At 44.3% G+C, this 12,383-nt stretch carries 14 protein-coding genes; 8 read left to right on the forward strand and 6 right to left on the reverse strand.

The annotated features are described in order from the left end of the window. Positions 1 to 3: 3 nt before the first annotated feature. Genes recF through dnaA form a run of 3 tightly spaced genes read right to left on the reverse strand, consistent with a single transcriptional unit; the run spans position 4 to position 3,577 of the window. Positions 4 to 1,068 carry a DNA replication/repair protein RecF gene (recF, locus tag RBK99_RS08915; RefSeq protein WP_317504254.1) on the reverse strand — a complete coding sequence of 355 codons (1,065 nt, stop codon included), beginning with the start codon at positions 1,066 to 1,068 and terminating at the stop codon, positions 4 to 6. Between the two features lie 12 nt (positions 1,069 to 1,080). After that, a complete protein-coding gene (gene dnaN / locus RBK99_RS08920) occupies positions 1,081 to 2,184 on the reverse strand; it encodes a DNA polymerase III subunit beta (protein ID WP_317504255.1) in 1,104 nt (367 codons plus the stop codon). Between the two features lie 28 nt (positions 2,185 to 2,212). Beyond that, positions 2,213 to 3,577: a chromosomal replication initiator protein DnaA gene (gene dnaA / locus RBK99_RS08925; protein WP_317504256.1), complete on the reverse strand. Its 1,365-nt coding sequence runs from the start codon at positions 3,575 to 3,577 to the stop codon at positions 2,213 to 2,215. A 403-nt stretch (positions 3,578 to 3,980) separates the two neighbouring features. On the opposite strand from dnaA, the gene rpmH reads away from it, so the two are divergent. From rpmH to mnmE, 6 genes are read left to right on the forward strand one after another with little or no spacing between them, the layout of a single operon-like run. Then, the gene (gene rpmH / locus RBK99_RS08930) at positions 3,981 to 4,115 is read left to right on the forward strand and encodes a 50S ribosomal protein L34 (protein ID WP_011235863.1); all 135 of its coding nucleotides are present in this window, start codon (positions 3,981 to 3,983) and stop codon (positions 4,113 to 4,115) included. After that, the gene (rnpA, locus tag RBK99_RS08935) at positions 4,108 to 4,482 is read left to right on the forward strand and encodes a ribonuclease P protein component (RefSeq protein WP_317504257.1); all 375 of its coding nucleotides are present in this window, start codon (positions 4,108 to 4,110) and stop codon (positions 4,480 to 4,482) included. Before rpmH ends, rnpA begins: the two co-directional genes overlap by 8 nt. After that, entirely contained in the window at positions 4,437 to 4,748 is a 312-nt protein-coding gene (gene yidD / locus RBK99_RS08940; protein ID WP_317504258.1) for a membrane protein insertion efficiency factor YidD, read from the forward strand. The genes rnpA and yidD overlap by 46 nt, the downstream gene beginning before the upstream one ends. Beyond that, positions 4,745 to 6,409 carry a membrane protein insertase YidC gene (yidC, locus tag RBK99_RS08945; protein ID WP_317504259.1) on the forward strand — a complete coding sequence of 555 codons (1,665 nt, stop codon included), beginning with the start codon at positions 4,745 to 4,747 and terminating at the stop codon, positions 6,407 to 6,409. The genes yidD and yidC overlap by 4 nt, the downstream gene beginning before the upstream one ends. 53 nt (positions 6,410 to 6,462) lie before the next feature. After that, entirely contained in the window at positions 6,463 to 7,125 is a 663-nt protein-coding gene (locus RBK99_RS08950) for a hypothetical protein (RefSeq protein ID WP_317504260.1), read from the forward strand. Further along, positions 7,115 to 8,491: a tRNA uridine-5-carboxymethylaminomethyl(34) synthesis GTPase MnmE gene (mnmE, locus tag RBK99_RS08955; protein WP_317504292.1), complete on the forward strand. Its 1,377-nt coding sequence runs from the start codon at positions 7,115 to 7,117 to the stop codon at positions 8,489 to 8,491. The genes RBK99_RS08950 and mnmE overlap by 11 nt, the downstream gene beginning before the upstream one ends. A 31-nt stretch (positions 8,492 to 8,522) precedes the next feature. Here the strand turns inward: mnmE and RBK99_RS08960 are convergent, their stop codons facing one another. Continuing rightward, the gene (locus tag RBK99_RS08960) at positions 8,523 to 9,086 is read right to left on the reverse strand and encodes a manganese efflux pump MntP (protein WP_317504261.1); all 564 of its coding nucleotides are present in this window, start codon (positions 9,084 to 9,086) and stop codon (positions 8,523 to 8,525) included. Between the two features lie 175 nt (positions 9,087 to 9,261). On the opposite strand from RBK99_RS08960, the gene RBK99_RS08965 reads away from it, so the two are divergent. Further along, complete coding sequence (locus RBK99_RS08965) at positions 9,262 to 10,941, forward strand: FUSC family protein (protein WP_317504262.1); 1,680 nt, start codon at positions 9,262 to 9,264, stop codon at positions 10,939 to 10,941. Here RBK99_RS08965 and RBK99_RS08970 read toward each other — a convergent pair. Beyond that, positions 10,930 to 11,175, reverse strand: a complete 246-nt coding sequence (locus RBK99_RS08970) for a GIY-YIG nuclease family protein (protein WP_317504263.1) — start codon at positions 11,173 to 11,175, stop codon at positions 10,930 to 10,932. The two genes, RBK99_RS08965 and RBK99_RS08970, sit on opposite strands and share 12 nt — an antisense overlap. Before the next feature lie 76 nt (positions 11,176 to 11,251). On the opposite strand from RBK99_RS08970, the gene gloA reads away from it, so the two are divergent. Then, entirely contained in the window at positions 11,252 to 11,806 is a 555-nt protein-coding gene (gloA, locus tag RBK99_RS08975; RefSeq protein ID WP_317504264.1) for a lactoylglutathione lyase, read from the forward strand. Between the two features lie 46 nt (positions 11,807 to 11,852). On the opposite strand, the gene RBK99_RS08980 is transcribed toward gloA, so the two are convergent. Next, on the reverse strand, positions 11,853 to 12,350 hold the full coding sequence (locus tag RBK99_RS08980) for a protein tyrosine phosphatase family protein (RefSeq protein WP_317504265.1): 498 nt from the start codon (positions 12,348 to 12,350) through the stop codon (positions 11,853 to 11,855). Positions 12,351 to 12,383: the final 33 nt, after the last annotated feature.

Genomic DNA, 12,383 nt, shown 5'->3' on the forward strand with positions numbered 1-12,383 from the left:
ATATCATTCGTTTATTACCCCATGTTCCACGTGGAACATTCGGGGTGATTTTTGAAATTTATCCGACAACTGCTTTCCAGTAATTGCGGTGATAAACACTTGTGCGTCTAGATTTTCTAACTCACGACAGAGTAACGCTTGGTTTCTTGAATCAAGCTCTGACGTTAAATCATCGACTAAATAAATGCAGGGTTGCCTTTTTATTTTTTGGTAATGCTTCCCTTGCGCTAACTTTAAAGCGGTTATCGCGGTCTTTAATTGTCCGCGAGACAGGCGATGTTTTACTTCTACCCCGTCCGCTATCACTTTTATATCTGCCTTATGTGCCCCAACTGAGGTAAAGCCGTATTTCTTATCTTTCTCTGTATGGCTTTCTAAGGCGTCAAATAAGCTTTGGCTAGTATCCCAGCCTGATTTTAATCGAACCTCCATTGTAACATCGGAGAGAAAAGATTTCGCTAATTCTTGTATATAATCATTAAGTTCTTCTAGATATTTTTCGCGACTTTTACTTATCCGCTCGCCATAGTAAGCCAACTGCTCTTTCCAGTAACGGTCTTCTCTTGTCGGAAGTGAGCGCTGCTTTAATAAACTGTTTCTTTGCTTAAGCAGTTGTGTGTAAGCCACCCAGTCAGAATAGAAAGAATGTTCCACGTGGAACACACCCCAATCGATAAACTGTCTTCTTTGGCCTGGACCCTCCAAAAGAATATCAACCGATTCTGGTGTAAGTAATTGCACAGGGACTAAACGTGCAACGTCCGACATGCGTTGCACATTGGCGCCATTCAACCTCAGAGATTGTTCACCATTGTTACTCCGCCTCACACCTATCGCGTAATCTTGCGATCGGCAAAAAACGGTAAAACCCGGCTGTCCTTCCTTAATCAACTGGCGAAACCCGCCGGGCCGAAAGGAACGGCCAAAGCCTAGCAAATAGATAGCTTCAAGCAGACTGGTTTTTCCGGAGCCGTTATCGCCGGTTATGATGTTTACTTTGGGGCTGGGGGACAAAGCCACCTCCGAAAAGTTTCGGAAGTGGCTAAGGTTCAACGTCTCAATGAACATTAATGCTTGGTATTACAAACGCATTGGCATAATAACGTAACAACAAGACTCGTCATGCTGGGGTTCTATAAGCGCACTGCTATTGGAATCAGATAACGTAAAGGACACCTGTTCGTCATCTATATTGTTCAGAACATCCAGCAAATAGCTAACATTGAAACCAATCTCCAAATCCTCGCCTTGATAATCCACTTCAATGACTTCTTCAGCTTGTTCTTGTTCAGGGTTGGTTGCCGTAATACAAAGTTCACCGCTACTCAGATTTAACCGCACACCGCGAAACTTCTCATTAGATAAAATTGAAGCGCGACCAAAAGATTGACGCAAAGCGTCACGTTGGGCAACAACTACTTTATCACCACCGCTAGGCAGAACACGGCGATAATCCGGGAAGCGGCCATCAACCAATTTGCTGGTAAAAACAAGCTCTGGGGTTTCAACTCGAATATGATTGTTTCCAATAGAAACTGAAACTTCCTTGTCGTCGTCTCCCAATAACCGAAGCAGCTCGACAACACCCTTTCTAGGCACTATAACCTGGCGCTGAGCCAAACCTGGCTGATCTATCGCACAGGTACTCATAGCCAACCGATGGCCATCGGTGGCCACTGAACGCAGCATGCCATTGTCAGTTTCGAACAGCATACCATTCAGGTAATAACGTACGTCCTGGTTAGCCATTGAAAAGTGTGTCTTTTCCATTAAGTCTTTCAGTATGGCTTGCTCTGTCACCAAGTGGATATCACTTTTCCAGTCATCTATATTTGGAAAGTCGTCTGACGGCAAGGTACTCAGTTTAAATTTACTGCGACCGGATTTAACCGTTGCGCTGTCTTCCTGAGAGGTAAATTCTATTGTTGAACCTTCAGGTAAACTCCGCACAATATCCAGCAATTTTTTAGCCGGCACGGTAACTGCCGCATCCATATCAGCCGACTCTAGTGGCACAGCCGAAACAAGTTCAACTTCTAGATCCGTCCCGGTCAGCTTTAGCTGGCCATTATCAACTTGCAACAGCAAGTTTGATAAAATAGGTAAGGTATGCCGCCGCTCAACAGCACCACTGACGACCTGCAGCGGCTTGAGAAAAGCATCGCGGTTAATTGAAAATTTCATGACTGAGTCCCCTGTTTATAACGACACTTTATGACGACAATGTCCGAATAAGATTTCTATAGTCTTCTTTTATGTCGTGCTGTGCATCTTTTAATTCTTGTATCTTCCGACAAGCATGCAAAACCGTTGTGTGGTCCCGACCACCAAATGCATCACCAATTTCAGGTAAACTGTGGTTCGTTAACTCTTTTGATAATGCCATTGCCAATTGCCTTGGTCGAGCAACTGAACGGCTACGGCGTTTCGACAAAATGTCGGCCAGTTTAATATTATAGTATTCTGCAACGGTCTTCTGGATGTTATCTATCGTAACCAGTTTTTCCTGAGCAGCAATTAAGTCCCGCAACGCTTCCCTTACGAAATCAATAGTAATTGTTCGACCGGTAAGCTGTACATTGGCAACGACTCGATTTAACGCACCTTCTAATTCACGGACGTTAGACCGTAACCGTTTGGCGATAAAAAAGGCCACTTCATGCGGCATATTCAAACCGCGTTCATCGGCTTTGCGCATTAAGATAGCGACCCGAGTCTCTAACTCAGGAGGCTCAATAGCAATAGTCAGACCCCAGCCAAAGCGCGACTTCAATCGATCTTCTACTCCATCTATTTCTTTAGGATAAAGATCGCTGGTCATAATAATTTGCTGGTTACCTTCTAACAACGCATTGAAAGTATGGAAGAATTCTTCCTGAGAGCCCTTTTTATTCGCAAAGAAATGAATGTCGTCTATTAGCAAAGCATCGACCGAACGATAATAACGCTTAAATTCGTTGGTTGAACTGTTCCTAATTGAATTGACCATATCCTGCACAAAACGCTCCGCCCGGATATAGAACACTTTAGCGTCTTTTTTGTGCGCCATAATGCCGTTACCCACGGCGTGCAAAAGGTGGGTTTTACCTAAGCCGGTACCACCATAAACAAAAAGCGGGTTATAAACGCCCCCGGGGTTTTCAGCTACCTGAATAGCTGCAGCACGGGCCAATTGGTTCGATTTACCCTCTACGAAGTTGTCGAAGGTATATTCAGGGTGAATGTTGCTTTCAAAAGGAACTTCCGTATCGGTATTGTTCGACGAAAAACTAGGCGAATTCCGGCGGGGACCGCTGGCTCTTTGCTGAGTGCTATTACTTCTTTGCGTTGGAGCGGCTTCACCAACCTTTAAAATAACGTTAGGCACTTTCTCGTCACACAGAGCTTCCAAATACGTATTGATGGTTTTCAAGTATTTGTCGCGCACCCAGTCTACCGAGTAAATGTTCGGCGCGAACAACGTCAGGGTTTCGCCATTAAGCTTGGCTTGTAGAGGTCTGATCCACGTGTTGAACTGCTGTAACGGTAATTCCGATTGCAGTCGCTCTGCACATTGTTGCCAAAGCGAATTATTCACACTCTTCTCCTGGATCGTTTCTTATTATCATAACCAAATATTGTACTTCACTCAGTTCATATTCGCTAGCATAAACTGCTTGAAAACAGCATGAATAAAGGAGTTAAAAATTAGAAAATAGTTTAAAAGTGGCGCATAACTTGCTTAAAAAGGCGAAAAGCCAATTAACAAAGAAAACGCCAGAACGGTGAATAACTGTTATTTTATCCACATTATTAATGTTATAATCTCATTAGATTGTGGATGATATTAATTTAGGATTTATCGCCTAAAACCGTGTCTAGTCATTGACTCAATGCAAAAAGATCGGTAAGATCCGCGCTCTAAAAAATTCCGTTCACGTTTGGTTTCAACTTTTTCGGCCAGCGTGGGAAATAGCAAACTGACCGATGGAATATTAGTTATGAAAAGAACATTTCAACCAAGCGTATTAAAGCGCAAGCGCTCTCACGGTTTCCGTGCTCGCATGGCAACAAAAAATGGCCGTAAAGTACTGGCTCGCCGCCGTGCTCGTGGTCGTAAAGTACTGAGTGCATAAAAGTATCTCATACGGAAGGGAGTTACGTCTGTTAACTCCCTCTCATTTCCAGACTGTATTTTCAAATCCTCCTGTAAAAGCCGTAACTGCTCATGTCACCATGTTGGCAACTCCTAACGAGCTCGGACATCCACGTATTGGTGTTACTGTCAGCAAAAAGCGGGCTAAGCGCGCTGTTGACCGAAATCGCATCAAACGACAGATACGTGAAACCTTCCGTTTAAAGCAACATAAAATTCCCGCTTTTGACATTGTAATTATTGCCAAGCAGGGTATTGTCGAGCAGGATAACGCCGCATTACGGGATACATTGAATTATTTATGGCGAAAATTAGCAAAGCGTTGCGAACAATACCAATCGCGTTAATAAAGGTTTATCAATGGTTTATTAGCCCATTGCTAGGCCCTCGTTGCCGATTTTATCCATCTTGCTCACATTATGCCTGTGAGGCTATTCAAAAACACGGTACAATCCGTGGTATTGGCCTTGCCGCTGTACGAGTTGGAAAATGTCACCCCGCCCACGAAGGCGGCTATGACCCAGTACCGCCCGCTAAGCAAGACGCCAAACCAGAAAATAACAGTCAATCCGAATCTTTACTAAAACAGCCAACAGAGACGAAATCATTATGAATTCGCCACGCACGATATTATTTATTGCCTTTTTAGTGGTGTCTTTTTTCCTATACCAAAAATGGATGGTGCAAACCGCACCAGGAACAAAAGCACCTGAAACCGCGACATCGACACAGTCAGGTTCTAACGCCGAAAGCAACGATGTCCCTTCAGGTGGTTCTGCAATTTCGGCGGACGTACCTAAAGGTGACCAGCCGGTTATTACTCAACAGTCAGAAAGCACCATTCGTGTACGCACCGATGTATTAGATGTTCAAATTGATACTCGCGGTGGCGATATTGTTTCAGCTAAGTTGCTGAAATTTGCAAAAGACTTAGGCACAGAAGAGCGGTTCCAACTATTCCAGAAGCGCCCCAATAATGTCTATGTTGCTCAGTCTGGTCTTATAGGCCCGGATGGAATAGATGCGGGCAAAGATGGTCGCCCATCCTATAGCTTCGAAAAAGAAAGCTATCAGTCAAAAAGCGAAATTATTGAAGTTCCTCTGACCTATACGGCTCAGAACGGTGCAATCTATCGTAAAATATTTACTTTCAAACCCGGCAAATACAATGTTGGTGTCCGATTTGAAATTCAAAACACAACCGATAGCGCACTCAATACCCAGTTCTATGGCCAATTGAAACGCTCTATGGCGACCGGTGAGAGTGGCAGCATGATTATGCCCACCTATTTTGGTGCCGCTTATTCACACTCTGAAGATAAATTTGAAAAATACGACTTTGAAGAAATGAAGGAAAGTCGTTTAAACATCACCTCTCAAACCGGCTGGGTCGGTATGCTTGAGCATTATTTTGCTTCAGCATGGATCCCTACTCAGCAACAGGCAAACCGTTTATTTTCACGGGTAGCTAGTGGTAATCAGGGCATTATCGGTGTTATTTACCCAATGACTCAAATTGAAGCCGGCACGGCCGAAACCATTGAAGCCGAAGTCTACTTAGGTCCTAAAGACCAGGACGCCATGGCTAAAATTGTTGAGCATTTAGACTTAACCGTCGATTATGGTTTCCTGTGGTGGTTAGCTCAGCCTATCTTTAAGTTGCTGCAATTTTTGCAAAGCATTGTCATTAACTGGGGTCTGGCGATTATCCTGACAACCGTTATTGTCAAAGCGCTGTTATTCCCGTTAACCAAAGCACAGTACGTGTCTATGGCTAAAATGCGCATGCTTCAGCCTAAAATGACAGCACTGCGCGAGCGTTATGGTTCTGATAGACAAAAAATGTCGAGCGCCATGATGAAGCTGTATAAAGAGGAAAAAGTGAATCCTCTGGGCGGCTGTTTGCCAATGCTTTTACAGCTTCCCATATTCCTGGCGCTGTATTGGGTGTTATTGGAAAGCGTTGAATTGCGTCATTCACAATTTGTATTCTGGATCCAGGATCTGTCAACCAAAGACCCATACTACATCCTGCCTATACTAATGGGTGCCAGTATGTTCTTGATGCAACGGTTGCAGCCAACACCAACTGCCGACCCAATGCAGCAGAAACTGTTCCAGTATATGCCGGTTATCTTTACCGTCTTCTTCCTGTGGTTCCCGTCCGGTTTGGTACTATACTGGCTGGTCAGTAACTTAATCACCATTGCTCAAATGTTGATTATCTACCGGGGCCTAGAGAAAAAAGGGATTAACGTCCGTAATAAGAAATAATCCAACGTTATAGCCCGGCATACGCCGGGCTTTAATCCTATTGGGGTACTGAAATGAATAAAAAGGATTTTTTTTATTTAGTCATCATCGCAGGTCTTATCGCTTTTATTATTTCCGACCAAGAGTCTGATCCTACGACTGATGCCCAACAACCCCAACAGTCTGAGATTTCAATAACGGAAAGTGGCCCCGCAACTGAAATATCGGAGTCTATAGAATCCACTGCTCAAAATACGGAAGCGGATAAATATTCTGCCAGCCAGAACTCAGAGTTTCACGAGGATAGTGATTTGCCCAATTCTTCATCTTCAGAGAAACCTGAAACTAAAAGAACAACAGCTAATACATCTGCGGCACTCCAAAAACTTTCAGAAAACCGATTTACTGAACGGTTCAATGAACAACGAGAGCGTAAATTCGTGCAAGCTCCGCCCGATGCCTGGGGTGATGATATGAGAAATGAAGTCGAAACACTCTATTACTCTCGTGTTAATCAGTCCGGAATTGAACGGTTTAATGCAAAGTGTAAAGCGAAAATGTGCAATATAGATTTAGTCCTCGACGAAAACGCGAATAAAGCGACGTTTTCTAATATTTCCATTAATATTTTTCCATCTTACCCTCGGCAACCGAACTTTGTTATGACAACTATTTCGGATAACACCATTACAATAAAAGCTGATTTCGATGCACCAATCACTACCGATGACAACTGAAACTGATTTTAACGACACTATAGTCGCTCAGGCCACACCACCCGGTCGCGGTGGTGTTGGTATCGTTCGTGTCAGTGGTTCAGCAGCCAAACAAGTTGCTGAACATCTGCTTGGCCATTGTCCCAAACCTCGAAAAGCCGAATATCTTCCTTTTTACGACAGCAACAACGAGCTTCTTGACGAAGGTATTGCGCTGTTCTTCAAAGGGCCTAACTCCTTTACCGGAGAAGATGTTCTTGAGCTTCAAGGTCATGGTGGTCCGGTTCTTATCGATATGATTATTAAAGCCATACTAGAGTTTCCGGGAATTCGTCCTGCACGTCCTGGGGAATTCAGTGAACGCGCCTTTATGAACGATAAGCTCGACCTCACTCAAGCAGAAGCCATTGCTGACCTTATTGATACCAATTCAGAACAAGCCGCTAAAGCGGCATTACAAAGCTTAAAAGGCGAGTTCTCACACAAAATTGATCAGTTAGTGGATGCCGTTATACATCTTAGAATGTACGTAGAGGCAGCTATAGACTTCCCTGACGAAGAAATCGACTTTCTTTCCGATGGCAAGGTTGCCGGCGATTTAGCCGAAATTATCGATCAACTGTTCCATATAGAACAAGAAGCAAGGCAAGGCACGCTCATGCGTGAAGGCATGCGCATTGTTATTGCCGGACGCCCTAATGCGGGTAAATCCAGTTTGCTCAATGCATTGGCAGGACGCGAGTCCGCCATTGTGACCGAAATAGCAGGAACCACTCGCGACGTTCTGCGTGAACACATTCAGATAGACGGTATGCCGTTACATATTATTGATACGGCTGGTTTACGCGAAAGCCCTGACCACGTTGAAAAAATTGGTATTGAACGCGCCTGGGATGAAATTCGCCAGGCCGACCGGGTACTCTTTATGGTCGACAGTCAGGAAACCTCAGCCATTCACCCTGACGACATATGGCCGGAGTTTTTCGCTCAATTACCGGAAGACATGCCCTACACTGTTATCCGGAACAAAGTTGATTTGTCAGAAGAACCGACAGGTATTGATGAACACAACGGCATTCCCGTTATTCATTTGTCTGCCAAAACAGGGCACGGTATTGAGTTACTTCGCGAACACTTGAAGCACTGTGTTGGCTACAGCACAAATGCCGAAGGCAGCTTTATGGCAAGACGCCGACATTTAGAAGCCCTGGCGAAAGCAAAAACTCATTTACTGCAGGGTCAGGAACAACTTGAGGCCAATATGGCCGGCGAAATACTGGCAGAAGAGCTGCGTCTAACTCAACAGCACCTCAATGAAATTACTGGCGAGTTTACTTCTGATGATCTATTAGGCCAAATTTTTGGCTCGTTCTGTATCGGAAAATAAGGCAAAAGACACTAAATCAAGTCTTTCTTAATTAATGCTGTAGGTGGCTAAACAGGATCCACCCGCCTACGCAAATTAAGGTTATTCCGCCGACAATTTCTGCGCGATGACCAAATATGTTACTGACGGCACGGCTACAAAGAACCCCAATTGTCACCATTATGGTCGTTGCCAACCCAATGAGTCCCGCAGCAACAAAGATATTCACGCCTTCTATAAATGCCAGGCTGACACCTACCGCCATGGCGTCAATGCTCGTCCCTATAGCGGTTATTACAAGTTTAATAAAGGAATGCTTAACGGGTTTTACAACATTTTCCTCTGGCTTTAACCCCTGATCGATCATATGCAACCCGAGGATAAGCAACAAACCAAATGCTAACCAGTGATCCCAGGTTTCAACGTAACTCACCGCAGACCGACCTAATAACCAACCAAGAATAGGTGTTAAGCCTTCAATACACCCAAAAATAAACCCCATTCTCAGCGCTTCAGAAAACTTCGGCCGGTTTAAACTCGCGCCTTTCGCTATCGATGCAGCAAAAGCATCTGTCGACATGGCAAAAGCAAGTAACACCAAAGCAATCGGATTCATTTAACGGCTCTCCGTGAAATACTGATAAAAACAATTTTTACTGTTTTTGTTTTTAATAAAATGGCATTTTACATCATATGATTCCATGGTGTTACTCCCAAGGCATACTTGACTCAATCCATTATAATCAGCAATAACACGAGGAATAAAAACCGTTCATGGTTAAGGAAGATAAGTGAAAGACAGGTTAGCGCAATGGGGCTTTGACTACGTCCGTTTACGGTTTGGCTTTCGAACCGGCATTGCTGCCTGCTTATCGCTTGTTTTTGCCTGGGCTCTCGGTTTAGAGCATCCTCAATGGGCCGCCATGACTGTTTGGGCTGTTTCTCAACCCACCCGTGGTCTTCTTCTTGAAAAAGCGGCCTATCGCGCGTTAGGGACCTTACTGGGAACCCTATTTGGCATGGTCGTGGTTGTTTCAGCGGGTGGAGACATCATTTGGCTGGTCACTGCCCTGACACTTTGGCTAACACTTTGTGTTTATATCGGTAACTTACTGCATGGCCTGGTTTCCTACGGTACTATTCTGGCCGGCTACTCGGCCTCTATGGTGGTGCTACTGACACAAAACACTGACGCATTAATGCCACTGGGGGTGGACCGTTTACTCACCGTTTTTGTTGGTATTATAACTTCGTTAATTATTGGATGGGCCTTTACTTACAAGCGCGCTGAGCAAACGTTAATTAACCAGCTTCGCCGCCAGACAGCTGCTAATTTAAGCGATATGAGTCGTTACTTTGCCGATCCGGACACTGCGTTATTAAATTTACCTGAAAAGTTATCTCAGTTAGCCGTTCTAGAAGCACAGTTGCTGGATCACGGTACCGGATCCATCAGTGCGCATGAATCGGCTAAAACGTTACGTCTGGTCATTAATAGCCAGCTAGGGTTTCTGGCGGAACTCAATATTCAACCTGCGGAAAAAAACGAAAAAGTAAGTAATTACTTACTTGAATCATCCAATAAATTAAATGCATCAGCTAAGAGAAGTGAAATTATAGACCCTCTTAAACGCGCGTTAAACTCAATGGAAAATCCAGCCCTAAAAAGACGCTTCGATGAATTTTTACAGGCTACCAATGACCGCCTATCTTTTCGCGATTCAGGTAAAACGGCGAGCTCAACCTTACTAACTAAAACCATATTACACCGTGACTGGCGCGGCGCACGTCAGGCTGCCATACGAACCTTCGTCATTATGGGCTTAATTGGCGCAACCTGGTGGTATACCGGGTTATTTCAATTCGCTTATTTAATGTTGGGCGCGTCGGTTATGCTGACTTTATTTTCTACAGCCGATAATCCTGCCCGAACGATGAAATATGTGTTTTTCGGCCAATGCGCCGGGGCTTTAACAGCCGTACTATTGCAAGCTACAATCTGGCAGTATCAAGACTCGATTCTGTGGATGCTGGTGGCTTTAATGCCCGTTATTTTAATTGCCGGGTTTCCCATGTCACACCAAAAAACAGCAAGCGGCAGCATGGACTTCAACCTGATCTTTTTATTGTTGATGCAGCCTTCGGTTAACTATTCTTTCCAGCTGGATCACTCAGTTAGCCTTGCTCTGGCCGTCGTTGCCGCACCATTAATTTCCTTAGTGGCCTATCGTCTGATTTATCCAACCAATTTAAAAGGTCGCTATCAGGCTTTGCTACAAACACTGACCGAAGAAATTGACCAACTGACCCAAACAAAACTTACCAAAAGCCAATATAGACGGCGTAAAGCACGGTTCTATCATCGTATTTTTAAACTGGCACAAATTAGCGATAAACTGGGTTTAAAAGACAAAGAAGCCATTCTTAAGCACCTGGTAACCGGTCAGAAGCGGCTGAACTCAACCGCTTAACGCCAACTTTTTGCTTCGGGACCATTTCTTAATCTGGTATTCACGCTGACAGGCTTTCACCCTATTCGGCTGATCTTCACTCCAGACAAGCTCGACCGGGCGTCGGGAGCGTGTGTATTTAGCACCCTTTTTGTCGTCGTTGTTATGTTCATTAATGCGACGTTCCACATCAGTTGTGACACCGGTATAAAACGTCTTATCTGCGCACTTTACGATATAAACTGACCAGGACACCGCTTGAACTCTCTTGTAACCAACCCAATAAACAGTATAACAACAGTTACTCACAGAACCGACTAAGGACGCAATTATGAGCAGACATTTTGATGAAGCCAAGGGTCTGTCTGAACAACACGACCCGGCTACGCACGACTTCGTCTTCAACCAAACAATGTTTCGCATTAAAGATCCGGAGCGTACCTTACACTTTTACAGTGAGGTTTTGGGAATGACGCTGGTAAAACGTTTCGATTTTCCTGAGATGAAATTTACACTATATTTCATGGCCGCAATGTCACCAGAACAGCGTAAAGACTGGTCAACTGACCACGACAAACGTATTGAACAAACTTTTGGCCGCCCGGCAATGCTTGAACTCACCCACAACTGGGGCGACGAGAACGATGATTCGGTGTCCTATCACAGCGGAAACGAAGAACCGAAAGGATTTGGGCACATAGGTTTCGCAGTACCAGATATTGACGCTGCTTGTGAACGTTTTGAAAAAATGGGCGTTGAATTCCAAAAAAGACCAAACGACGGAAAAATGAAAGGCATTGCCTTTATTAAGGACCCTGACGGCTATTGGATTGAAATATTCACGCCTAATCGCCAACCGGAATTACTAAAAGAGCATTTAAAATAATTAAAGAAAGGCCAGTTCTGCTGGCCTTTTCTCATTTATCCGGTTATTACTGCTCTGCCAGCATCGACTTCACCTTGCCTTCCAGAGAAGTCATACCGTGTTTACGTCCTACCTCCAATGCTTCTTCCACGGCCATTCCGTCCAACCAACCAGCACGTAACGCCATTAAAGCACCAACCCTATTACTCGAGGCACAATGTACCATCGCCTTTTTATCACTGTTTTTCAGTAAAATGCGATCAACCATACGAGCATTTTCAAGTGTTACTCCGTCTGCTCCATTAATCGGAACATGGTAATAAGCCATACCATTACGGGTAACTATTGCTGCTTCTTCACTGTCTTCCATTTCCCTTTGAGACAACAAATTAATGATAATTTCACCTCCCTGGTTCGCAAATTCAGCCAACTGTTCTGAAGAAGGTTCACCCATAACCCAAAGCTTTTCAGACACCTGCTTTGGTGACTCAATACCAGCAACTGCATTTGATGAAACTATTACCACACTAAAAGCGACTAATAGCTTAACGAGACCTTTTACCATTTGGGTTCTCCTGTATGATTCGTGTTTTTTATA

This window comes from Idiomarina solivarensis (assembly GCF_033052755.1).
Lineage (GTDB): Bacteria > Pseudomonadota > Gammaproteobacteria > Enterobacterales > Alteromonadaceae > Idiomarina.